Here is a 22,191-nt window from a genome sequence, read left to right as displayed (position 1 = left end):
AGGATGAACTTAATTTTAATGGGGCTTCCTGGTGCTGGTAAAGGTACACAAGCCGAACAGATTGTTGCCAAGTATAACATCCCTCACATTTCAACAGGAGATATGTTCCGTGCAGCTATGAAGGCTGAAACTGAAATGGGTCTACAAGCAAAATCTTTTATTGATAAAGGTGCACTTGTTCCAGATGAAGTTACAATCGGAATCGTTCGTGAACGTTTAAGTCAGGAAGACTGCGTAAGAGGTTTCTTACTAGACGGTTTCCCACGAACTGTTGCACAAGCATCAGCTCTTGAAGAGATTATGAAAGATCTTGGTAAAAAAATCGACTATGTTTTAAACATTAATGTGGATTCAGGGTTGTTATTAACACGCCTTACAGGCCGTCGCATTTGTAAAGAGTGCGGTGCGACTTACCACTTAGAATTCAATCCGCCAGCAAAAGCTGATGTGTGCGATAAATGTGGTGGCGAATTATATCAACGCTCTGATGACAATGAAGAAACTGTGGCAAATCGTTTAGATGTAAATATTAAGCAAACAAAACCTTTGCTTGATTTCTACGAAGAGCTTGGTTACTTACAAAGCATTAATGGTGAGCAAGATATCAATAAAGTATTTGCTGATATCGATGTTCTCATCGGAGGCTTAGCGTAATGATCATCTGCAAAACTCCTCGCGAGATAGAAATCATGCGAGAAGCTGGCAGGATCGTTGCTTTAACTCATCAAGAGTTGAAACAGCATATTACTCCAGGAATTACAACGAAAGAGCTCGATCAAATAGCGGAAAAGACGATTCGAAAATATGGTGCTACGCCATCTTTTAAAGGATACAACGGATTTCCGGGGAGCATATGTGCTTCTGTAAATGAAGAGCTTGTACACGGAATTCCAGGGAAGCGCAAGCTCGAAGAGGGCGATATCATCAGTATCGATATTGGTGCGAAATACAATGGGTACCATGGAGATTCTGCATGGACGTATCCAGTTGGAAACATTTCTGAATCTGTTCAAAAGCTACTTGATGTCACAGAAAAATCGTTGTATCTTGGTCTAGAACAAGTAAAACCAGGCGAAAGATTATCAAATATCTCACATGCGGTTCAAACCCATGCTGAAGAGAATGGGTTCTCGATCGTTAGGGAGTATGTTGGTCACGGAATCGGGCAAGACTTACATGAGGACCCTCAAATCCCGCACTATGGTCCACCAAATAGAGGCCCTAGATTAAAGCCGGGAATGGTCATCTGTGTTGAGCCGATGGTGAATCAAGGAAGACGATATGTAAAAACACTATCTGATGACTGGACAGTGGTAACGGTAGATGGTAAATGGTGTGCACACTTTGAGCACACGATTGCTCTTACAGAAGCAGGATACGAAATCCTTACCACTTTATAAGTAGCTGGCTCTCCGGGATTTCAGAGCAGTGTAAAATGTTACTGATTTGAAGAAGGGAGAACTATTGAATGGCTAAAGATGATGTAATTGAAGTCGAAGGTACCGTTCTTGAAACGTTGCCAAATGCTATGTTCAAAGTAGAATTAGAGAATGGGCATGTCGTATTGGCTCACGTTTCTGGTAAAATCCGTATGAACTTCATTCGTATTTTACCAGGAGACAAAGTTACGGTAGAATTATCTCCGTACGATTTAAATCGTGGTCGTATTACGTACCGTTTTAAATAATATAGCACTCCGTAATCTTTAAGGAGGTTCGAGACATGAAAGTAAGACCGTCAGTTAAACCAATCTGCGAAAAATGTAAAGTTATTCGTAGACGTGGAAAAGTAATGGTTATTTGTGAAAACCCTAAACATAAACAAAAACAAGGTTAATCAGAAGGAGGTGCATTCAGAATGGCACGTATCGCAGGTGTAGATATTCCTCGAGACAAACGCGTTGTTATTTCTTTAACTTACGTATTCGGCATTGGTCGCACAACTGCTGAAAAAATTCTAACTGAAGCTGGTATTTCTTCAGAAACACGAGTTCGTGATTTAACGGAAGACGAACTAGGACGTATCCGTGATATCATCGATCGTATTAAAGTTGAGGGAGACCTTCGTCGTGAAGTATCTCTTAACATTAAACGTCTAATGGAGATCGGTTCTTACCGTGGTCTTCGTCACCGTCGTGGTTTACCAGTTCGTGGTCAAAACTCTAAAAACAATGCTCGTACACGTAAAGGTCCACGTCGTACAGTAGCAAATAAAAAGAAATAATAAGTAAAGGAGGTTGAACTAACAATGGCACGTAAAACAAACACTCGTAAAAAACGTGTGAAAAAGAATATTGAAGCTGGTATAGCTCATATTCGTTCTACTTTCAACAACACAATCGTAACACTTACAGATACTCATGGTAACGCACTTTCTTGGTCTAGTGCTGGTGCACTTGGTTTCCGTGGATCTCGTAAGTCTACTCCATTCGCTGCGCAAATGGCTGCTGAAGCTGCTGCTAAAGTTGCAATGGAGCACGGTTTAAAAACTTTAGAGGTTACTGTTAAAGGTCCTGGTGCTGGTCGTGAAGCTGCAATTCGTGCTCTTCAAGCTGCAGGTCTAGAAGTAACAGCAATTAGAGATGTTACTCCAGTTCCTCATAATGGATGTCGTCCACCAAAACGTCGTCGTGTGTAATTTTTCTGTATAGAATTTTCCCTTTTGTCTATAATGGATATGATGCATTATCGAGAAATTTCGTACAGAAACATCGCTTGTTGTGCACAATCGGGAACTGCCTAAGGGGGACTTTCGGTTAGACAGGGGGTATCCCTTTGTTTAACCGGGGTTTCGACGTTTTGAAGGAGGGTTTAGTTAATGATTGAAATCGAAAAGCCGAAAATCGAAACGGTTGAACTTAACGAAGATGCTAAATATGGTAAATTCGTAATTGAACCGCTTGAGCGTGGATATGGTACTACTTTGGGTAACTCCTTACGTCGTATTCTTTTATCCTCACTCCCTGGTGCCGCTGTTACTGCTATCCAAATCGATGGCGTATTACATGAATTTTCAACAGTTGAGGGCGTAGTAGAAGACGTTACGACGATCATCTTAAACTTGAAAAAGTTAGCTCTTAAAATCTACTCTGAAGAAGAGAAGACGTTGGAAATTGATGTGCAGGGCGAAGGTATTGTCACAGCTGCTGATATTACTCATGATAGTGATGTAGAAATCTTAAATCCAGATTTACACATTGCAACGTTAGCAAAAAATGCGCATTTCCGCATGCGTTTAACTGCAAAGCGTGGCCGTGGGTATACGCCAGCTGATGCAAATAAAAGCGAAGATCAACCAATAGGAGTAATTCCTATTGATTCTATTTATACTCCAGTATCACGTGTGACTTACCAAGTGGAAAAGACACGTGTCGGACAAGTGGCTAATTATGATAAGCTTACGCTTGATGTATGGACGGATGGAAGCATCGGGCCAAAAGAAGCTATCTCTTTAGGTGCCAAAATCTTAACTGAGCATTTAAATATCTTTGTTGGTTTAACTGATGAAGCACAAAATGCTGAGATTATGGTCGAGAAGGAAGAAGATCAAAAAGAGAAAGTTCTTGAGATGACTATCGAAGAACTAGATCTTTCTGTTCGTTCTTATAATTGCCTAAAACGTGCAGGAATTAATACTGTACAAGAGCTTGCGAACAAAACAGAAGAAGATATGATGAAAGTTCGTAACTTAGGACGTAAATCCTTAGAAGAAGTTAAACATAAACTTGAGGAATTAGGTTTAGGTTTACGTAAAGACGACTGAGGATTTAAACCCATCAACAAAGGAGGGAACTACGAATGGCATACAGAAAATTAGGCCGTACAAGTGCGCAACGTAAAGCTATGTTACGTGATTTAGCTACTGATTTAATTATCAACGAGCGCATCCAAACGACAGAAACTCGTGCAAAAGAACTTCGTTCTGTAGTGGAAAAAATGATCACTTTAGGTAAACGCGGAGATCTTCACGCTCGTCGTCAAGCAGCAGCTTTCATTCGCAATGAAGTAGCTAACGCTGAGACTGGTCAAGATGCACTTCAAAAATTATTCGCTGATGTAGCTCCACGCTATGCTGAGCGCCAAGGCGGATACACTCGTATTGCAAAAATTGGTCCACGTCGCGGAGACGCAGCACCAATGGTAATTATCGAGTTAGTATAATGATAATTAAAAGGGCAGGACAGTTCTTTTCAAGAAACTGGTCATGGCCCTTTTTTTTAAATATAAAAATAGGCTAACTTGGCGAAGGAAAGGGTGCCTTGTATTGAAAAAAGAGAAACTTCGGACAGAAAATATATCATTTCAATATCCTGGGGCAGCCACTTATGCATTAAAAGATGTTTCATTTTCCTTGTATGAGGGAGAATGGGTATCTGTTATTGGACAAAACGGTTCAGGGAAGTCTACACTTGCAAAATTATTGAATGGTTTGTTTTTGCCGGAAACAGGGACTATTACAGTAAATGATACAATGGTTTTATCTGAGGAAACGGTATGGGATGTTCGAAAACAAATTGGTATGGTATTTCAAAATCCAGATAATCAATTTGTTGGAACGACAGTGCAAGACGACGTTGTCTTTGGCTTAGAGAATATCGGAATGCCAAGAGAGAAAATGGTAGAAAGATTAGATCAGGCCCTCAAACTTGTCCGTATGGAAGATTTTCTTAATGATGAACCTCATTCGTTATCTGGTGGGCAAAAGCAGCGAGTGGCAATAGCAGGCGTTTTAGCACTTCAGCCATCTATTTTGATATTAGATGAAGCAACGTCAATGCTAGATCCTCAAGGGAGACGTGAAGTAGTAGAAACGGTTAGACAACTTGTTAATCAAAAAGGTATTACCGTGTTATCAATTACGCACGATTTAGAAGAAGCGGCACAATCAGACCGTGTCATTATTTTAAATAAGGGAGAAATATTAGAGGAAGGGACTCCAAAGCAAATCTTCAAGTCCTCTCATATGCTCCAAGAAATTGGATTAGATGTACCCTTTTCAGTGAAAATAGCAGAATTATTAAAAAGAAATGAAATTCTCTTGCAAAATACGCATCTTACAATGGAAAGCTTGGTGAACGAACTTTGGAGATTACATTCCAAAAAGTAGAACATCGTTATCAATATAAAACTCCATTTGAAAGACGCGCACTTTATGATGTAGACGTGTCGTTTCCAAGTGGGGGCTATTATGCCATTATCGGTCATACTGGTTCAGGTAAGTCGACGATGATTCAACATTTAAATGGTTTATTGCAGCCGACGAATGGCACAGTTCAAATTGGTGAACATTTCATTTCGGCAGGAAAGAAAGAAAAAAAGCTAAAGCCACTACGTAAAAAGGTAGGGGTTGTCTTTCAATTCCCAGAACATCAGTTGTTTGAAGAGACTGTGGAGAAAGATATTTGTTTCGGCCCTACTAATTTTGGGGTATCTGTAGAAGAAGCGAAGCAAAAGGCAAGAGAGGCAATTGAACTTGTAGGGTTAGAGCCGGAACTGTTAACACATTCACCGTTTGAGTTAAGTGGTGGGCAAATGAGGCGTGTTGCGATAGCGGGTGTATTGGCGATGGAACCCGAAGTGCTTGTATTAGATGAACCTACAGCAGGACTAGATCCAAAAGGGCAGAATGAACTTATGGAGATGTTTTATAAGCTGCATAAGGAAAAAGGTCTTACAGTTATCCTAGTAACACATAATATGGAGGATGCTGCTAAGTATGCGGAGCAGATTGTAGTCATGCATAAAGGAACGGTCTTTTTGCAAGGAAGTGCAGAGGAAGTATTTTCACATGCTGATGAACTAGAGAAAATTGGCGTGGATCTTCCTATGTCTTTAAAGTATAAACGTGCAATTGAAGAGAAGTTTGGCATTTCAATCCCAAAGGCTACCTTATCTTTAGAGGATCTTACTCATGAAGTTGTGCAGGTGTTACGAAAAGGTGGTCATGAATCATGCAGCAGTTGATTATTGGAAGATATATTCCAGGGAAGTCTCTTATTCATCAACTCGACCCACGTACGAAGCTGCTGATTGTCTTTTTATATGTATTTGTTGTTTTCTTAGCAAATAATGCGATTTCATATGGATTTTTATTTTTATATGCACTCATTGCTTTATTTTTTGCAAAAGTGCCGATTCGTTATGTACTTTCGGGCTTAAAACCAATTCTATGGATTTTTCTTTTTACATTTTTCCTGCATATTTTTACAAATAAAGAAGGGGAAGTACTATTCCAGCTTGGTTGGTTTTCGATACATGAAAAAGGATTAGAGCAAGGGATATACATTTCTATACGATTCTTCGTTATTATTTTAATGACGACATTATTAACGTTAACGACGACACCTATTGAGATTACAGATGGTTTGGAGACGTTATTAAAGCCGTTGAAACGTATAAAAGTTCCTGTTCATGAAATCGCATTAATGATGTCAATTTCTCTTCGTTTTATTCCGACATTAATGGATGAAACGAGTAAAATAATGAAGGCACAAGCTTCACGTGGTATTGATTTCGCAGGAGGACCGATAAAAGATAGGATGAAAGCTATTATCTCACTACTCGTTCCTCTATTTATCAGTGCTTTTAAGCGTGCTGAGGACTTAGCGATTGCTATGGAAGCACGTGGGTATCAAAATGGCGAAGGACGTACTAAATTTAGGCAACTACGCTGGAAAACAAGCGATACAGTAACGATTATAAGCTTACTTTGTTTAGCTTGTATTTTGGCATGGGTGCGATCGTAATGGAGAATAGAGAAATGGATAGAATAAAATGTACGGTTGCATATGATGGCATGCATTTTTGTGGTTATCAAATTCAGCCGCAGCATCGTACTGTTCAACAAGAGATTGAGAAAGCTTTGCAGAAATTGCATAAAGGAGAACTTGTTCGTGTTCAGGCATCGGGCAGAACGGATTCTACCGTTCACGCCAAAGGACAAGTCATACACTTTGATACACCGTTGTCTCTTGAAGAGTGGCAATGGAGTAATGCATTAAACACAATGTTGCCAGATGATATTGTTATCAGACAGGTAGAGAAAAAAACAGAAGAATTTCATGCGCGTTACGGTGTCGAGAGAAAAGAATATCGTTATCGTGTATTATTATCAAAGACTGCGGATGTATTCCGTAGAAATTACGTATATCAATATCCATATCCGCTCGAAATAAGCTCTATAAGAAAAGCGATTCCTTATTTTATTGGAACGCATGATTTCACTTCTTTTTGTTCGGCAAAAACTGACAAAAAAGATAAAGTGCGAACGATTTATGAAATTGAGTTAATTGAGCAAGGCGATGAATTAATTTTTCGTTTTGTAGGTAATGGATTTTTATATAATATGGTCAGAATTATTGTTGGTACGTTACTGAGCGTAGGGCAAGGAAAGCTTGATCCTGATAGCATTCCAGAGATTTTAGCGAAACAAAATCGTCAGTTTGCTGGAAAGATGGCTCCAGGTCATGGACTTTACTTATGGCAGGTAAACTATAACAACTAATCCTGGTGTAACATTTGCTTGACATTAGAAACTCAAAAGTATATCATAACATATGGTATTGTTTCTAAAACCACGATTAGCCCCGGAAGGAAATCGTGTTTAAGATAAACAATAGATTTTTTCTATGGAAAAGATAACGAGGAGGGAAACACATGCGTACGACTTTTATGGCAAAAGCTAACGAAGTTGAGCGTAAATGGTATGTGGTTGATGCTGAAGGTCAAACTTTAGGTCGCCTATCTACTGAAGTAGCATCTATTTTACGCGGTAAAAACAAACCTACATTTACACCACACGTTGACACGGGTGATCATGTAATTATTATTAACGCTGAGAAAATTCATTTAACAGGTAATAAATTAAACGATAAAATTTACTACCGTCACACTAACCACCCAGGTGGACTTAAGCAAAGAACAGCTCTAGAAATGCGTACAAACTACCCTGTACAAATGTTAGAGCTTGCAATTAAAGGGATGCTTCCAAAAGGACGTTTAGGACGTCAAGTATCTAAGAAATTAAACGTGTATGCTGGAGCAGAGCATCCACACCAAGCACAAAAACCAGAAGTTTACGAACTTCGCGGATAATCAATTAAAGGAGGGCTTACTTTGGCACAGGTTCAATACTATGGCACTGGACGTCGTAAGAGTTCAGTAGCGCGCGTACGCCTAGTTCCAGGCGAAGGACGCGTTATCATTAACGGTCGTGATTTTGAAAACTATATCCCATTTGCTGCATTACGTGAAGTAGTGAAACAACCTCTAGTTGCAACAGAAACTTTAGGTAACTACGATGTACTTGTAAACGTAAATGGTGGTGGATACACTGGTCAAGCTGGTGCTATTCGTCACGGTATTTCTCGCGCTTTATTAAAAGCTGATCCAGAATACCGTCTAACACTAAAACGTGCAGGTCTATTAACTCGTGACGCACGTATGAAAGAGCGTAAAAAATACGGTCTTAAAGGCGCACGTCGTGCACCTCAGTTCTCAAAACGTTAATTTTTGCGAACTACAAACCCCAACCATTTTGGTTGGGGTTTTTTTATGTTTTATTCCTCTTTTGTAATTTTGTAGTTTGGAATATTTTAGTGCTATTCTCTCGCGTATGCTTCTTCTTTAGAAGTTTAGACTAATACGTATTAGGGAGGTTTATAAGTACTATGAATGTCATTGTCAGCTTACAAGAAAAACAAAAAGAAAAGCAGTTGAAATATGAACGGAAGATGCTGCGAGAATTATCATTAAAAACATTACGTTCAAATATTAGGGATGCCTTTCAGATGCAGGAACTTCATCGTCAGTATGAAGATTACTGTATTGAATTAGGGATAGAGTCGTATTTATTAGGAGCGAGATACAGTAAGTTTGGTTATTATGGTGAATCATTCTTTGATGTGAAATATAGAGCCTTAGAAGAAGAGCAACAATTAACGGAAACATTATTCCAATTTTTAACGAGCATGACTATGCGGGAAATTAAGTTACAAGATGAGGAATTACTTTTTGAATCTTGTCAGCAGTTTATTGGCTTATGGTGGCAAGAAGGATATGAAAAAGGTGAAAGAAGATATCGATTAAAGCTTCATTAAGACAAGCATAAACTTTCCTCTTGTCCCATATAAGTAATTAGAGGGACTAGCTGGAGGAGGAAAGGTATGAAGAGAATTCGAATTATCTCTTTTGCACTCGCTGCGGTTGTTTTGTTTTTTTTAGTCAAACAAGAATTTCAAATTACAAAATCGTGGCGAGCTTGGAATTTACCCTTATCAGGGAAAGTGATTGTATTAGATGCTGGGCATGGTGGGCCAGACGGAGGGGCTGTTGGTGGAAAAGATATTATAGAAAAAGATATTACGCTTGAGATTACAAAGAAGGTACAAGATTATTTACAAGAACAAGGTGCACTAGTTATTTTAACACGTGAGGGAGATTATGATTTAGCTCAGAAAGATACAAAATCATATAGTAGACGTAAAGCAGAGGATTTAAAAAAGCGTGTAGAGATTATTAATAAACCTGATGTAGACTTTTTTGCGAGCATTCATTTAAATGCTTTAACTAGCAGTGGATCGAAAGGCGCACAAACGTTCTACTACCGTTCTTCGGTTGAAAATGAACGTGCTGCGAAATTTATACAAGCTGAATTGAGAACAAGTTTAGAGAATACGAATCGTTCTGCTAAAACAATTTCTCATGTGTATTTATTAAAGTATGCGAAAACACCAGGTGCTCTAATTGAAGCTGGCTTTTTATCGAATGTAAACGAAAGGTATATGTTAAATTCGGAGAAATATCAGCAAAAGGTAGCGGCTGCAGTATATCGTGGTATATTACGTTATTTCACGGAAAAAGGAAATCCTCCAGAATAAGGAGGATTTTTTGAGTTTCTCTCGTTAACGAAGTTTTCCGAAAATATGTTATACTGGAAATGTAAACGCATTTATTTCAAAAATAAAGAGAGATAAATTTAATTAACATTACGTTATTTTTCATACAGGGGGCTGGGCTAACTATGGTAACGAAAGAGCAAGTAGTGGAAGCGTTAGAAGGGATTGTAGATCCGTTTTTACATAAAACGTTAAAAGAAACAGGGGCAATTAAAGAGGTAACAGTCAAGCCTGAGAAGGAACATGTAAGTGTTAAAATTGCAATTGTAAAAACCGGTACAGCGGAACAAATGCAATTGCAATCTGGAATTGTAAAGTTAGTAAAAGAACTAGGGGCAGCAACAGTAGGGCTTCGCTTTGCGGAATTTACAGAAGAGGAATTAGCTCAGTTTGCACCGGAACAGGAAGAAGAGCAAACTGAATCTTTATTGTCGCCAAATTCAAAAACGACATTTTTAGCAGTAGCGAGTGGAAAAGGTGGAGTCGGAAAATCAACAGTTTCTGTTAACCTTGCTATTGCTCTAGCTCGTCTAGGTAAAAAGGTCGGTATCATTGATGCCGATATTTATGGTTTTAGCGTACCGGATATGATGGGGATAGAAAAACGTCCTGTTGTAAGAGGGGATAAAATTATTCCAGTGGAGCGTCTAGGTGTAAAGGTAATCTCAATGGGATTCTTTGTAGAGGATAACGCACCGGTTATTTGGAGAGGACCTATGCTTGGGAAAATGTTAAATCACTTCTTCACAGAAGTAGAATGGGGCGATTTAGACTATTTAGTTTTAGATTTACCACCGGGCACAGGTGATGTTGCGCTAGACTTGCATTCGATGTTGCCGGCTTGTAAAGAGATTATTGTAACAACGCCACATCCAACAGCGGCATTTGTAGCAGCGCGTGCTGGAGCTATGGCTTTACGTACAGAACATAGCATTCTTGGCGTTGTTGAAAATATGGCGTATTTTGAAAGTAAAACAACTGGTGAAAAAGAATATGTGTTTGGAAGAGGTGGAGGAGATAAATTGGCTGCAGAACTTCAAACAGAAGTACTTGGCCGAATCCCGCTTCAACAACCTGATTGGAATAAAGAAGACTTTGCGCCGTCAGTATACGAAGATACACATACGACAGGCCTTATTTATCGCACGATAGCTGAGACAGTGATTGATAAAATAGCTGTTGCGCAAAAATAAAATAATAACGAGTGGACAATACATATATTGTCCACTCATTATTATAATCATTATTTTTACTGCTGTTCCTTTTTACCGTCTTGGGAACCACCTTCACCGCCAGCTTCCTTTTTATCAGATCCACTTTTTTCGGCTTTTTCTACACCTTTACTAATAATGTCAATCATCTTAGCTTGGAAGAGTGGGCTTTCAGCAGTTTCTGTTAATACTTGTTGTAAATATTGACGGTATTCTTTGCTCTTCATCGTTTGTAACATCATTTTTTCTACTTCTGGGTTTTTCATAATTTCTATAACGCCAGCTTGGTATTCAGGGTCTTTTAGTAATGTTTTCATTAAGGTTGTTTGTTCTTTCCCCATACTTTTAGCGAACTTTGATGAGAACTCAGGGTCTTTAAAGAGCTTTTCCCAAAATTGTTGCCCTTTGTCGGATACCATTGCATCTTCAATCGTTTTCTTTACTACTGTTTCATCTAGTATGAGTGCTTGTTTCATTTTTTCATCAGTTAATACATCTTGAATAGCCTTCTTACCTTGATCGGTTTTTAAAATATCAACAATCATTTTCTTTGTTTGATCGTAATCAAGTTCGGACTTTGCTTCTTTTTCTTGTGCACATGCTACAAGTACAAGAAATAGAAAAGAAGAAGTCAAAACGAGCAGCATCCGTTTCATAAGTTGGAACTCCTTTCAGCACAGTTCTCTCTTTTTAATATAAATATCTTTAAGGAATTTATACATGAACATGGCTAGCTTTTTGAAATTGTCATTGATACAATTTAATTAGAAATATAAGGATAATGGGGGATGTGTTGTGAATAGCCGCAAGTGGGTACGACTATTTTTTACGACGTTGTTTCTTGGTGGGATTAGCACGGTCATTATTGGGTTTGTTTTGGAGTGGGACAAGTACGCTAAATTTTTTCAAAATTTCGACGGAAAGGAGATTTTAGCAGTTTCCTTCTGGTTGATGGGTGTAGGATTTATTTTTAGTGTTATAAGTCAAATGGGGTTCTTTGCCTATTTAACAATCCATCGTTTTGGACTGGGGATGTTCAGGTCACCTTCTTTATGGAATGCAGTCCAGCTCTTCTTTATTGCATTCGTTTTATTTGATTTCGTGTACTTAAGATCCGTATTGATTGCAAATGGGGAAGTTTCGTTAGGGAATAACATACTTGTTGCTGGTGTGTTATTTGTGTTTGGGGCGATTGTTGCTTACATAAAAAGTAAAGAAACAAATAGAAAGGCATTTGTGCCCGCTTTGTTCTTTATGGTTGTTGTAACAATTCTTGAGTGGGTACCAGCGCTTCGTATTAATGATACAGATTGGTTGTATTTAATGGTGATACCACTTTTATTATGTAATGCATATCAGTTACTTATATTACATCGTTTAATTGGAAAGACGAGTAAGTCGGCTTAAGTAAGAGAGGTTTTGGGTTTTTATACAGAGGGTAGTTGTACGAATGCAAATATCGGGATGAAAAAAGCTCTATTACCTTAATGATAGGTAGTAGAGCTTTTTATGTGTGAAGGCACGAGGGAAAAGAATTACCTTACATCTTCACTTTTTGTACTTGTGTTAGAAATAAGTTGTGATACCGATATTTGCTCATATCCGTCACTCTTTAATTTTTGCAGAAGCAGTGGTAAAGCTTTATTTGTTTGGAGGGCAGAATCAGATGCATGTAATAAGACGATATCTCCACCTTTTAAATTAGTAGAGACATTGGAAACGATATTGTTTACACCTGGGTTTTTCCAGTCGTTTGAGTTATTACTCCAATGGACGATGGTGTATCCGAGTGATTCTGCTATTTTAAGTGTTGCTTTGTTAAAGTCTCCACTAGGTGGACGTAATAGTTTGACTTGTTTCACACCGAGTTTTGTAAAAACATCTTGTGCTCGTAAAAGATCTCTTCGTATTTCATTTGTCTCTAGAGAAGTGTAGGACGTGTAATTATAACCCATACTACCGATTTCATGTCCATCTTTTATGATGCGTTCAATAACATCAGGGTGTCTTTCTGCCCATGCAGCAGAAAGGAAGAAGGTTGCATTCTTAATGTCTCTTTCTTTAAGTGTATCAAGGATTGGAATTGCTTTTTTGTCTCCCCAACTAATATCAAACGTGAATGCAACTTGTTTTTTAGAGGTGTCTCCTTTGTAAATAACTTTAGGTCCTGTCGCAGTTGAAAAAGCAGATTCATGTGAATATGTTTTCAAAAAGAGAAGCCATGCTGTAAATAAGGAAAGTATCACTATTAAGCTAATGTGTTTAAAAGCTCGTTTACTCGTAATAAAAAAGAAAAACATAATATTACGCCCCTTTGTCCAATCCTTTTCAGTTACATATATGCTTTATATATTAAAAAGAGAACAAAGGATTAATATCGTAAGCAGTGGATATAATGAATGATAGGATTTTGATAAGGGAAAATGAGCGGAACGTTTATTGCTTTGTAAGAAATGATTGAGGTGATGATTTGCTTGGGTTTATGTTAACGAAAGAAGAGAAAAAAGAAATGGAATACATATTGAAGAGAGAGTTAGAAGAACTTTTATTTGATTTTGAAGATGAACGTATTCATGACGTTGTAAAAAAGGCGATGGAAGAAAGATATAAAATCATTTTTTGTTTGTTTCGAAGAGTCGCTAATGCAGAAGAATGTATGCGTTATGTAAGGAAAAGAACTTTTTATTAAAAAGTGTTGACGTTAATGGTTATTATATGATAAATTAATAACCGTCGCTGATGCAGAAACGCAGAAAACGACAAAAAAGAAATTGAAAAACTTAGTTGACATCGAAAAACGAAGATGTTAACATAAGGAAGTCGCAAATGAGCGACCAAGTAGTTCTTTGAAAACTGAACGAAACAAACAACGTGAAACGTCAATTTTTATTTTTAGATGCTAGACAAACTAACTTTATTGGAGAGTTTGATCCTGGCTCAGGATGAACGCTGGCGGCGTGCCTAATACATGCAAGTCGAGCGAATGGATTGAGAGCTTGCTCTCAAGAAGTTAGCGGCGGACGGGTGAGTAACACGTGGGTAACCTGCCCATAAGACTGGGATAACTCCGGAAACCGGGCTAATACCGGATAATATTTTGAACTGCATGGTTCGAAATTGAAAGGCGGCTTCGGCTGTCACTTATGGATGGACCCGCGTCGCATTAGCTAGTTGGTGAGGTAACGGCTCACCAAGGCAACGATGCGTAGCCGACCTGAGAGGGTGATCGGCCACACTGGGACTGAGACACGGCCCAGACTCCTACGGGAGGCAGCAGTAGGGAATCTTCCGCAATGGACGAAAGTCTGACGGAGCAACGCCGCGTGAGTGATGAAGGCTTTCGGGTCGTAAAACTCTGTTGTTAGGGAAGAACAAGTGCTAGTTGAATAAGCTGGCACCTTGACGGTACCTAACCAGAAAGCCACGGCTAACTACGTGCCAGCAGCCGCGGTAATACGTAGGTGGCAAGCGTTATCCGGAATTATTGGGCGTAAAGCGCGCGCAGGTGGTTTCTTAAGTCTGATGTGAAAGCCCACGGCTCAACCGTGGAGGGTCATTGGAAACTGGGAGACTTGAGTGCAGAAGAGGAAAGTGGAATTCCATGTGTAGCGGTGAAATGCGTAGAGATATGGAGGAACACCAGTGGCGAAGGCGACTTTCTGGTCTGTAACTGACACTGAGGCGCGAAAGCGTGGGGAGCAAACAGGATTAGATACCCTGGTAGTCCACGCCGTAAACGATGAGTGCTAAGTGTTAGAGGGTTTCCGCCCTTTAGTGCTGAAGTTAACGCATTAAGCACTCCGCCTGGGGAGTACGGCCGCAAGGCTGAAACTCAAAGGAATTGACGGGGGCCCGCACAAGCGGTGGAGCATGTGGTTTAATTCGAAGCAACGCGAAGAACCTTACCAGGTCTTGACATCCTCTGAAAACCCTAGAGATAGGGCTTCTCCTTCGGGAGCAGAGTGACAGGTGGTGCATGGTTGTCGTCAGCTCGTGTCGTGAGATGTTGGGTTAAGTCCCGCAACGAGCGCAACCCTTGATCTTAGTTGCCATCATTAAGTTGGGCACTCTAAGGTGACTGCCGGTGACAAACCGGAGGAAGGTGGGGATGACGTCAAATCATCATGCCCCTTATGACCTGGGCTACACACGTGCTACAATGGACGGTACAAAGAGCTGCAAGACCGCGAGGTGGAGCTAATCTCATAAAACCGTTCTCAGTTCGGATTGTAGGCTGCAACTCGCCTACATGAAGCTGGAATCGCTAGTAATCGCGGATCAGCATGCCGCGGTGAATACGTTCCTGGCCTTGTACACACCGCCCGTCACACCACGAGAGTTTGTAACACCCGAAGTCGGTGGGGTAACCTTTATGGAGCCAGCCGCCTAAGGTGGGACAGATGATTGGGGTGAAGTCGTAACAAGGTAGCCGTATCGGAAGGTGCGGCTGGATCACCTCCTTTCTATGGAGAATTGATGAACGCTGTTCATCAATATAAGTTTCCGTGTTTCGTTTTGTTCAGTTTTGAGAGAACTATCTCTCATATATAAATGTATGTTCTTTGAAAACTAGATAACAGTGTAGCTCATATTTTTTAATTTTAGTTTGGTTAAGTTAGAAAGGGCGCACGGTGGATGCCTTGACACTAGGAGTCGATGAAGGACGGGACTAACGCCGATATGCTTCGGGGAGCTGTAAGTAAGCTTTGATCCGAAGATTTCCGAATGGGGAAACCCACCATACGTAATGGTATGGTATCCTTACCTGAATACATAGGGTAAGGAAGACAGACCCAGGGAACTGAAACATCTAAGTACCTGGAGGAAGAGAAAGCAAATGCGATTTCCTGAGTAGCGGCGAGCGAAACGGAACATAGCCCAAACCAAGAGGCTTGCCTCTTGGGGTTGTAGGACATTCTATACGGAGTTACAAAGGAACGAGGTAGACGAAGCGACCTGGAAAGGTCCGTCGTAGAGGGTAACAACCCCGTAGTCGAAACTTCGTTCTCTCTTGAATGTATCCTGAGTACGGCGGAACACGTGAAATTCCGTCGGAATCTGGGAGGACCATCTCCCAAGGCTAAATACTCCCTAGTGATCGATAGTGAACCAGTACCGTGAGGGAAAGGTGAAAAGCACCGGAAGGGGAGTGAAAGAGATCCTGAAACCGTGTGCCTACAAATAGTCAGAGCCCGTTAATGGGTGATGGCGTGCCTTTTGTAGAATGAACCGGCGAGTTACGATCCCGTGCGAGGTTAAGCTGAAGAGGCGGAGCCGCAGCGAAAGCGAGTCTGAATAGGGCGTTTAGTACGTGGTCGTAGACCCGAAACCAGGTGATCTACCCATGTCCAGGGTGAAGTTCAGGTAACACTGAATGGAGGCCCGAACCCACGCACGTTGAAAAGTGCGGGGATGAGGTGTGGGTAGCGGAGAAATTCCAATCGAACCTGGAGATAGCTGGTTCTCCCCGAAATAGCTTTAGGGCTAGCCTTAAGTGTAAGAGTCTTGGAGGTAGAGCACTGATTGAACTAGGGGTCCTCATCGGATTACCGAATTCAGTCAAACTCCGAATGCCAATGACTTATCCTTAGGAGTCAGACTGCGAGTGATAAGATCCGTAGTCAAGAGGGAAACAGCCCAGATCGCCAGCTAAGGTCCCAAAGTGTGTATTAAGTGGAAAAGGATGTGGAGTTGCTTAGACAACTAGGATGTTGGCTTAGAAGCAGCCACCATTTAAAGAGTGCGTAATAGCTCACTAGTCGAGTGACTCTGCGCCGAAAATGTACGGGGCTAAATACACCACCGAAGCTGCGAATTGATACCAATGGTATCAGTGGTAGGGGAGCGTTCTAAGTGCAGTGAAGTCAGACCGGAAGGACTGGTGGAGCGCTTAGAAGTGAGAATGCCGGTATGAGTAGCGAAAGACGGGTGAGAATCCCGTCCACCGAATGCCTAAGGTTTCCTGAGGAAGGCTCGTCCGCTCAGGGTTAGTCAGGACCTAAGCCGAGGCCGACAGGCGTAGGCGATGGACAACAGGTTGATATTCCTGTACCACCTCTTTATCGTTTGAGCAATGGAGGGACGCAGAAGGATAGAAGAAGCGTGCGATTGGTTGTGCACGTCCAAGCAGTTAGGCTGATAAGTAGGCAAATCCGCTTATCGTGAAGGCTGAGCTGTGATGGGGAAGCTCCTTATGGAGCGAAGTCTTTGATTCCCCGCTGCCAAGAAAAGCTTCTAGCGAGATAAAAGGTGCCTGTACCGCAAACCGACACAGGTAGGCGAGGAGAGAATCCTAAGGTGTGCGAGAGAACTCTGGTTAAGGAACTCGGCAAAATGACCCCGTAACTTCGGGAGAAGGGGTGCTTTCTTAACGGAAAGCCGCAGTGAATAGGCCCAAGCGACTGTTTAGCAAAAACACAGGTCTCTGCGAAGCCGTAAGGCGAAGTATAGGGGCTGACACCTGCCCGGTGCTGGAAGGTTAAGGAGAGGGGTTAGCGTAAGCGAAGCTCTGAACTGAAGCCCCAGTAAACGGCGGCCGTAACTATAACGGTCCTAAGGTAGCGAAATTCCTTGTCGGGTAAGTTCCGACCCGCACGAAAGGTGTAACGATTTGGGCACTGTCTCAACCAGAGACTCGGTGAAATTATAGTACCTGTGAAGATGCAGGTTACCCGCGACAGGACGGAAAGACCCCGTGGAGCTTTACTGTAGCCTGATATTGAATTTTGGTACATTTTGTACAGGATAGGCGGGAGCCATTGAAACCGGAGCGCTAGCTTCGGTGGAGGCGCTGGTGGGATACCGCCCTGAATGTATTGAAATTCTAACCTACGGGTCTTATCGACCCGGAGACAGTGTCAGGTGGGCAGTTTGACTGGGGCGGTCGCCTCCTAAAGTGTAACGGAGGCGCCCAAAGGTTCCCTCAGAATGGTTGGAAATCATTCGTAGAGTGCAAAGGCATAAGGGAGCTTGACTGCGAGACCTACAAGTCGAGCAGGGACGAAAGTCGGGCTTAGTGATCCGGTGGTTCCGCATGGAAGGGCCATCGCTCAACGGATAAAAGCTACCCGGGGATAACAGGCTTATCTCCCCCAAGAGTCCACATCGACGGGGAGGTTTGGCACCTCGATGTCGGCTCATCGCATCCTGGGGCTGTAGTCGGTCCCAAGGGTTGGGCTGTTCGCCCATTAAAGCGGTACGCGAGCTGGGTTCAGAACGTCGTGAGACAGTTCGGTCCCTATCCGTCGTGGGCGTAGGAAATTTGAGAGGAGCTGTCCTTAGTACGAGAGGACCGGGATGGACGCACCGCTGGTGTACCAGTTGTTCTGCCAAGGGCATAGCTGGGTAGCTATGTGCGGAAGGGATAAGTGCTGAAAGCATCTAAGCATGAAGCCCCCCTCAAGATGAGATTTCCCATAGCGTAAGCTAGTAAGATCCCTGAAAGATGATCAGGTTGATAGGTTCGAGGTGGAAGCATGGTGACATGTGGAGCTGACGAATACTAATAGATCGAGGACTTAACCATATAATATGTAGCAATGTTATCTAGTTTTGAAGGAATATATATTAAAATTCCTTTTGACATTCTGAAAAGAATGTGTATAATGATAAAAGTCTGGTAATGATGGCAGAGAGGTCACACCCGTTCCCATACCGAACACGGAAGTTAAGCTCTCTAGCGCCGATGGTAGTTGGGACCTTGTCCCTGTGAGAGTAGGACGTTGCCAGGCTTGTATTATTCCGCAGTAGCTCAGCGGTAGAGCTATCGGCTGTTAACCGATCGGTCGTAGGTTCGATTCCTACCTGCGGAGCCATTATGCTTCCATAGCTCAGCTGGTAGAGTACTTCCATGGTAAGGAAGAGGTCACCGGTTCAAGCCCGGTTGGAAGCTTGGAAAAAGTTTTTAAATTTTTGGCCCGTTGGTCAAGTGGTTAAGACACCGCCCTTTCACGGCGGTAACACGGGTTCGAATCCCGTACGGGTCACCACTTTTGGAGGATTAGCTCAGCTGGGAGAGCACCTGCCTTACAAGCAGGGGGTCGGCGGTTCGATCCCGTCATCCTCCACCATATATATCTTAAATGTCGGAGGGGTAGCGAAGTGGCTAAACGCGGCGGACTGTAAATCCGCTCCTTCGGGTTCGGCAGTTCGAATCTGCCCCCTCCACCATTTTCTTTAAAATAACTTCTGCTATTTGGCAGTTGTTTTTTGTTGGACATTATGTTACAATAACATTTGTCTTTGAAAAGAAGATAAATATTTCGATGGGCTATAGCCAAGCGGTAAGGCAACGGACTTTGACTCCGTCATGCGCTGGTTCGAATCCAGCTAGCCCAGCCATTTACGAGCCATTAGCTCAGTTGGTAGAGCATCTGACTTTTAATCAGAGGGTCGAAGGTTCGAATCCTTCATGGCTCACCATTTTCGCGGAAGTAGTTCAGTGGTAGAATACAACCTTGCCAAGGTTGGGGTCGCGGGTTCGAATCCCGTCTTCCGCTTCATTACTAAGGGGCCTTAGCTCAGCTGGGAGAGCGCCTGCCTTGCACGCAGGAGGTCAGCGGTTCGATCCCGCTAGGCTCCATCTAATAGAAAAGCTTACATCATATGATGTAAGCTTTTTTTGTGTGTTTAAAAAGACAACTTTCATATTTGTCATTTAAAATGGAGAAAACGCGAAAATAAAGGATGGGGATAATTGTGAAAGTTGTTATTGCATCTGATTCATATAAAGAAAGCTTAAAAGCTATAAAAGTATGTGAAGCTATTGAAAGAGGATTTGAAGCAATTTTTCCTAAAGCAGAGTACGTAAAAATACCAATTGGAGATGGAGGTGAAGGAACGGTTGATTCACTTGTGGATGCTACTGATGGAAGAATGATACCTCTTCATGTGACAGGGCCGCTTAGAGAACGTATACAATCCTTTTACGGTATGTCTAAAGATAAAAAGACAGCGTTTATTGAAATGGCAGCAGCATCAGGATTACAACATGTTCCGGTTAAAAAGCGAAACCCACTTATTACAACGACTAAAGGAACCGGAGAGCTTATACTACATGCGCTAGACGAAGGAGCTGAGCACATTATTTTAGGACTTGGCGGAAGTGCTACAAATGATGGTGGAGCAGGTATGCTGTCAGCTTTAGGGGTCAGGTTTATAAATGGAAAAGGGGAAGTAATAGAGCCATCTGGAGGAACATTACATTCGATTGTCGCTATTGATTTTTCATGCATGGATTCACGCTTACTGCATATAAAGATAGAAGCAGCATGTGATGTAGATAATCCGTTAGTTGGAATAAGGGGAGCATCTTTCGTATTTGGGAGGCAAAAGGGTGCGAATGCAGAGATGATGAAAGAGCTGGATGAGAATTTAAAGCATTATGCGAATATCCTTAAACAATACTTATCTTGCGACGTATCTAAAATACCTGGCGCAGGAGCCGCAGGAGGAATGGGAGCAGCTGTTATTGCAGTGTTAAAGGGAAACTTGCGGAGAGGAATTGAAATTGTATTAGACTATACAAATTTTGATAAGCATATAGAAGGTGCAGATTTAATTATAACTGGCGAAGGGAGAATAGATGAACAAACAGCATATGGAAAGGCCCCTGTAGGTGTTGCGGAGCGTGCAAAGCATTTTCGTATTCCTGTCATTGCTATTGGAGGATCTGTATCTCCGAATTATCCAGCTGTTCATGAAAAAGGAATCGATGCAGTATTTAGTATTACAGCGAGTCCTATGACATTAGAAGAGGCATATAAAGTAGCGGAAGAGAATATCGAAATGACAGCAAAGAATATTGCCGCAGTATGGAAAATAGCATCAGAAAAACACTTCTAAATGTAGGAGTGTTTTTTATTATTATTTAATAATAATGATGGTAGTTGTTTCATTAAGTTAACTTTATACATAGAATAGTCTTGAAATTGGGTTTTTAAGGCGAATACAAGTGAATAATTTGTATATCCATACAGAAAAATGTCGAGTTGAGTCAGACTATATAAAAGATTTAAAATATTTAGTGAAGGCATAAAAGGGGGATACTATCTATGAAAAAAGAAATCTCAGTTATTGGAGTTCCAATGGATTTAGGACAGATGCGTCGTGGGGTAGATATGGGGCCGAGTGCAATCCGTTATGCAGGCGTAATTGAAAGAATTGAAGAAATTGGATATGACGTTAAAGATATAGGAGATATACGTATAGAGAGAGAAAAAGAAGTAGATGTAAATACAAACTTAAGAAACCTTACACAGGTTGCAACTGTATGTAACGAATTAGCAAGTAAGGTGGATCATATTATAGAAGAGGGACGTTTTCCACTTGTATTAGGTGGTGACCATAGTATCGCAATTGGTACATTAGCTGGTGTTGCGAAACATTATAAAAATTTAGGTGTTATTTGGTACGATGCACATGGTGACTTAAATACAGAAGAAACTTCACCATCTGGAAATATTCATGGCATGTCACTTGCAGCAAGTCTAGGGTATGGACATCAAACGCTTGTAGATTTATACGGGGCATATCCAAAGGTGAAAAAAGAGAATGTTGTAATTATCGGTGCACGTGCATTAGATGAAGGAGAAAAAGACTTTATTCGCAATGAAGGTATTAAAGTATTCTCGATGCACGAGATTGATCGTATGGGTATGACGGCTGTTATGGAAGAAACAATCGCTTATTTATCTCATACTGATGGTGTACATTTATCATTAGATTTAGATGGTCTTGATCCTCATGATGCACCAGGAGTTGGCACGCCTGTAATTGGTGGCCTATCTTATCGTGAAAGCCATTTAGCAATGGAAATGTTAGCGGAAGCTGATATTGTTACATCTGCTGAGTTTGTTGAAGTAAACACAATTTTAGATGAGCGAAACAGAACGGCAACAACAGCAGTTGCTTTAATGGGTTCTTTATTCGGTGAAAAACTAAAATAAATGTAAGAAAAGCAACTGAGAAGTTGCTTTTTTTATTTGAAAATAAGCGTATAATAATGATTTATATTATACTGTACGATAATAATGTTTGACATCTTACCAATTTAGACTAAAGGAGGGTTGTTTGTAATTGTCGTTT

23 protein-coding genes, 9 tRNA genes and 3 rRNA genes are annotated in these 22,191 nt (G+C 41.2%); 33 read left to right on the top strand and 2 right to left on the bottom strand.

The features are described from left to right. Nucleotides 1–3: 3 nt before the first annotated feature. The 17 genes from MKX31_RS22935 (at nt 4) to MKX31_RS22855 (ending at nt 11,088) form a co-directional block, all read left to right on the top strand. A complete protein-coding gene (locus MKX31_RS22935) occupies nt 4–654 on the top strand; it encodes an adenylate kinase (protein WP_001048998.1) in 651 nt (216 codons plus the stop codon). Continuing rightward, nucleotides 654–1,400 (top strand): type I methionyl aminopeptidase, encoded by a 747-nt coding sequence (map, locus tag MKX31_RS22930; RefSeq protein ID WP_000582542.1) that lies wholly within the window; start codon nt 654–656, stop codon nt 1,398–1,400. Before MKX31_RS22935 ends, map begins: the two co-directional genes overlap by 1 nt. A gap of 68 nt (nt 1,401–1,468) precedes the next feature. Then, a complete protein-coding gene (gene infA, locus MKX31_RS22925; protein WP_001029884.1) occupies nt 1,469–1,687 on the top strand; it encodes a translation initiation factor IF-1 in 219 nt (72 codons plus the stop codon). Between the two features lie 35 nt (nt 1,688–1,722). After that, nucleotides 1,723–1,836, top strand: a complete 114-nt coding sequence (gene rpmJ, locus MKX31_RS22920; protein WP_000868344.1) for a 50S ribosomal protein L36 — start codon at nt 1,723–1,725, stop codon at nt 1,834–1,836. Nucleotides 1,837–1,857: 21 nt separating this feature from the next. Beyond that, nucleotides 1,858–2,223, top strand: a complete 366-nt coding sequence (rpsM, locus tag MKX31_RS22915; RefSeq protein WP_000090790.1) for a 30S ribosomal protein S13 — start codon at nt 1,858–1,860, stop codon at nt 2,221–2,223. Between the two features lie 24 nt (nt 2,224–2,247). Further along, nucleotides 2,248–2,637, top strand: coding sequence for a 30S ribosomal protein S11 (gene rpsK / locus MKX31_RS22910; RefSeq protein WP_000101797.1), 390 nt, complete (start codon nt 2,248–2,250; stop codon nt 2,635–2,637). 180 nt (nt 2,638–2,817) lie between these two features. After that, nucleotides 2,818–3,762, top strand: a complete 945-nt coding sequence (locus MKX31_RS22905; protein ID WP_000569644.1) for a DNA-directed RNA polymerase subunit alpha — start codon at nt 2,818–2,820, stop codon at nt 3,760–3,762. A 35-nt stretch (nt 3,763–3,797) separates the two neighbouring features. Continuing rightward, complete coding sequence (rplQ, locus tag MKX31_RS22900) at nt 3,798–4,160, top strand: 50S ribosomal protein L17 (protein ID WP_000331490.1); 363 nt, start codon at nt 3,798–3,800, stop codon at nt 4,158–4,160. A 103-nt stretch (nt 4,161–4,263) separates the two neighbouring features. Further along, complete coding sequence (locus tag MKX31_RS22895; protein ID WP_064475103.1) at nt 4,264–5,106, top strand: energy-coupling factor ABC transporter ATP-binding protein; 843 nt, start codon at nt 4,264–4,266, stop codon at nt 5,104–5,106. Then, nucleotides 5,082–5,963, top strand: coding sequence for an energy-coupling factor ABC transporter ATP-binding protein (locus MKX31_RS22890; RefSeq protein ID WP_340981591.1), 882 nt, complete (start codon nt 5,082–5,084; stop codon nt 5,961–5,963). The genes MKX31_RS22895 and MKX31_RS22890 overlap by 25 nt, the downstream gene beginning before the upstream one ends. Then, nucleotides 5,951–6,745, top strand: coding sequence for an energy-coupling factor transporter transmembrane component T family protein (locus tag MKX31_RS22885; protein ID WP_064475104.1), 795 nt, complete (start codon nt 5,951–5,953; stop codon nt 6,743–6,745). Before MKX31_RS22890 ends, MKX31_RS22885 begins: the two co-directional genes overlap by 13 nt. Before the next feature lie 14 nt (nt 6,746–6,759). Then, nucleotides 6,760–7,503 carry a tRNA pseudouridine(38-40) synthase TruA gene (gene truA / locus MKX31_RS22880; protein ID WP_002096935.1) on the top strand — a complete coding sequence of 248 codons (744 nt, stop codon included), beginning with the start codon at nt 6,760–6,762 and terminating at the stop codon, nt 7,501–7,503. 152 nt (nt 7,504–7,655) lie between these two features. Next, nucleotides 7,656–8,093 (top strand): 50S ribosomal protein L13, encoded by a 438-nt coding sequence (rplM, locus tag MKX31_RS22875; RefSeq protein WP_001260795.1) that lies wholly within the window; start codon nt 7,656–7,658, stop codon nt 8,091–8,093. A 21-nt stretch (nt 8,094–8,114) separates the two neighbouring features. Then, nucleotides 8,115–8,507: a 30S ribosomal protein S9 gene (rpsI, locus tag MKX31_RS22870; RefSeq protein WP_000079986.1), complete on the top strand. Its 393-nt coding sequence runs from the start codon at nt 8,115–8,117 to the stop codon at nt 8,505–8,507. A 161-nt stretch (nt 8,508–8,668) separates the two neighbouring features. Continuing rightward, entirely contained in the window at nt 8,669–9,097 is a 429-nt protein-coding gene (locus MKX31_RS22865; protein ID WP_001101006.1) for a YbaK family protein, read from the top strand. A 66-nt stretch (nt 9,098–9,163) separates the two neighbouring features. Then, entirely contained in the window at nt 9,164–9,877 is a 714-nt protein-coding gene (gene cwlD / locus MKX31_RS22860; protein WP_000822446.1) for an N-acetylmuramoyl-L-alanine amidase CwlD, read from the top strand. Nucleotides 9,878–10,020: 143 nt separating this feature from the next. Beyond that, on the top strand, nt 10,021–11,088 hold the full coding sequence (locus MKX31_RS22855; protein ID WP_064475105.1) for an Mrp/NBP35 family ATP-binding protein: 1,068 nt from the start codon (nt 10,021–10,023) through the stop codon (nt 11,086–11,088). Nucleotides 11,089–11,144: 56 nt separating this feature from the next. Here MKX31_RS22855 and gerD read toward each other — a convergent pair whose 3' ends face one another. Further along, nucleotides 11,145–11,762, bottom strand: coding sequence for a spore germination protein GerD (gerD, locus tag MKX31_RS22850; protein WP_064475106.1), 618 nt, complete (start codon nt 11,760–11,762; stop codon nt 11,145–11,147). Nucleotides 11,763–11,901: 139 nt separating this feature from the next. On the opposite strand from gerD, the gene kbaA reads away from it, so the two are divergent. After that, nucleotides 11,902–12,513 (top strand): KinB signaling pathway activation protein KbaA, encoded by a 612-nt coding sequence (gene kbaA / locus MKX31_RS22845; RefSeq protein ID WP_046958112.1) that lies wholly within the window; start codon nt 11,902–11,904, stop codon nt 12,511–12,513. A gap of 128 nt (nt 12,514–12,641) precedes the next feature. Here kbaA and pdaB read toward each other — a convergent pair whose 3' ends face one another. Further along, complete coding sequence (gene pdaB / locus MKX31_RS22840) at nt 12,642–13,406, bottom strand: polysaccharide deacetylase family sporulation protein PdaB (RefSeq protein WP_064475108.1); 765 nt, start codon at nt 13,404–13,406, stop codon at nt 12,642–12,644. 170 nt (nt 13,407–13,576) lie between these two features. Between pdaB and MKX31_RS22835 the strand changes: the two genes are divergently transcribed. The 15 genes from MKX31_RS22835 (at nt 13,577) to rocF (ending at nt 22,052) form a co-directional block, all read left to right on the top strand. Further along, nucleotides 13,577–13,795 carry a hypothetical protein gene (locus tag MKX31_RS22835; RefSeq protein WP_000900298.1) on the top strand — a complete coding sequence of 73 codons (219 nt, stop codon included), beginning with the start codon at nt 13,577–13,579 and terminating at the stop codon, nt 13,793–13,795. 225 nt (nt 13,796–14,020) lie between these two features. Then, nucleotides 14,021–15,569 (top strand): 16S ribosomal RNA (locus MKX31_RS22830). Nucleotides 15,570–15,714: 145 nt separating this feature from the next. After that, nucleotides 15,715–18,631, top strand: a 23S ribosomal RNA gene (locus MKX31_RS22825). A gap of 89 nt (nt 18,632–18,720) precedes the next feature. After that, nucleotides 18,721–18,836, top strand: a 5S ribosomal RNA gene (gene rrf, locus MKX31_RS22820). The 16S, 23S and 5S rRNA genes sit together here with 9 tRNA genes alongside, the layout of an rRNA operon. Before the next feature lie 9 nt (nt 18,837–18,845). Next, nucleotides 18,846–18,920 (top strand) — tRNA-Asn (locus MKX31_RS22815). A 4-nt stretch (nt 18,921–18,924) separates the two neighbouring features. Continuing rightward, nucleotides 18,925–18,997 (top strand) — tRNA-Thr (locus MKX31_RS22810). Between the two features lie 22 nt (nt 18,998–19,019). Next, a tRNA-Glu gene (locus MKX31_RS22805) sits at nt 19,020–19,094 on the top strand. Nucleotides 19,095–19,099: 5 nt separating this feature from the next. Beyond that, a tRNA-Val gene (locus tag MKX31_RS22800) sits at nt 19,100–19,175 on the top strand. A 17-nt stretch (nt 19,176–19,192) separates the two neighbouring features. Next, a tRNA-Tyr gene (locus tag MKX31_RS22795) sits at nt 19,193–19,275 on the top strand. 96 nt (nt 19,276–19,371) lie between these two features. After that, nucleotides 19,372–19,446, top strand: a tRNA-Gln gene (locus tag MKX31_RS22790). A 5-nt stretch (nt 19,447–19,451) separates the two neighbouring features. Then, a tRNA-Lys gene (locus tag MKX31_RS22785) sits at nt 19,452–19,527 on the top strand. A 5-nt stretch (nt 19,528–19,532) separates the two neighbouring features. Continuing rightward, nucleotides 19,533–19,604, top strand: a tRNA-Gly gene (locus MKX31_RS22780). 10 nt (nt 19,605–19,614) lie between these two features. Next, nucleotides 19,615–19,687: transfer RNA gene (locus MKX31_RS22775), tRNA-Ala, on the top strand. 116 nt (nt 19,688–19,803) lie between these two features. After that, nucleotides 19,804–20,949, top strand: a complete 1,146-nt coding sequence (locus MKX31_RS22770; RefSeq protein ID WP_064474424.1) for a glycerate kinase — start codon at nt 19,804–19,806, stop codon at nt 20,947–20,949. Nucleotides 20,950–21,158: 209 nt separating this feature from the next. Next, complete coding sequence (gene rocF, locus MKX31_RS22765) at nt 21,159–22,052, top strand: arginase (protein WP_000711562.1); 894 nt, start codon at nt 21,159–21,161, stop codon at nt 22,050–22,052. Nucleotides 22,053–22,191: the final 139 nt, after the last annotated feature.

This window comes from Bacillus sp. FSL M8-0063 (genome assembly GCF_038005545.1).
In the GTDB taxonomy this organism is placed as follows: domain Bacteria; phylum Bacillota; class Bacilli; order Bacillales; family Bacillaceae_G; genus Bacillus_A; species Bacillus_A wiedmannii.
This window is presented reverse-complemented; position numbering and strand designations above follow the sequence as displayed.

Excerpts from the sequence above, each read along its gene's own strand:
- MKX31_RS22935 (WP_001048998.1), top strand. The coding sequence starts at position 4 with ATGAACTTAATTTTAATGGGGCTTCCTGGTGCTGGTAAAGGTACACAA.
- map (WP_000582542.1), top strand. The coding sequence starts at position 654 with ATGATCATCTGCAAAACTCCTCGCGAGATAGAAATCATGCGAGAAGCT.
- infA (WP_001029884.1), top strand. The coding sequence starts at position 1,469 with ATGGCTAAAGATGATGTAATTGAAGTCGAAGGTACCGTTCTTGAAACG.
- rpmJ (WP_000868344.1), top strand. The coding sequence starts at position 1,723 with ATGAAAGTAAGACCGTCAGTTAAACCAATCTGCGAAAAATGTAAAGTT.
- rpsM (WP_000090790.1), top strand. The coding sequence starts at position 1,858 with ATGGCACGTATCGCAGGTGTAGATATTCCTCGAGACAAACGCGTTGTT.
- rpsK (WP_000101797.1), top strand. The coding sequence starts at position 2,248 with ATGGCACGTAAAACAAACACTCGTAAAAAACGTGTGAAAAAGAATATT.
- MKX31_RS22905 (WP_000569644.1), top strand. The coding sequence starts at position 2,818 with ATGATTGAAATCGAAAAGCCGAAAATCGAAACGGTTGAACTTAACGAA.
- rplQ (WP_000331490.1), top strand. The coding sequence starts at position 3,798 with ATGGCATACAGAAAATTAGGCCGTACAAGTGCGCAACGTAAAGCTATG.
- MKX31_RS22885 (WP_064475104.1), top strand. The coding sequence starts at position 5,951 with ATGCAGCAGTTGATTATTGGAAGATATATTCCAGGGAAGTCTCTTATT.
- truA (WP_002096935.1), top strand. The coding sequence starts at position 6,760 with ATGGATAGAATAAAATGTACGGTTGCATATGATGGCATGCATTTTTGT.
- rplM (WP_001260795.1), top strand. The coding sequence starts at position 7,656 with ATGCGTACGACTTTTATGGCAAAAGCTAACGAAGTTGAGCGTAAATGG.
- MKX31_RS22865 (WP_001101006.1), top strand. The coding sequence starts at position 8,669 with ATGAATGTCATTGTCAGCTTACAAGAAAAACAAAAAGAAAAGCAGTTG.
- cwlD (WP_000822446.1), top strand. The coding sequence starts at position 9,164 with ATGAAGAGAATTCGAATTATCTCTTTTGCACTCGCTGCGGTTGTTTTG.
- MKX31_RS22855 (WP_064475105.1), top strand. The coding sequence starts at position 10,021 with ATGGTAACGAAAGAGCAAGTAGTGGAAGCGTTAGAAGGGATTGTAGAT.
- gerD (WP_064475106.1), bottom strand. The coding sequence starts at position 11,762 with ATGAAACGGATGCTGCTCGTTTTGACTTCTTCTTTTCTATTTCTTGTA.
- pdaB (WP_064475108.1), bottom strand. The coding sequence starts at position 13,406 with ATGTTTTTCTTTTTTATTACGAGTAAACGAGCTTTTAAACACATTAGC.
- rocF (WP_000711562.1), top strand. The coding sequence starts at position 21,159 with ATGAAAAAAGAAATCTCAGTTATTGGAGTTCCAATGGATTTAGGACAG.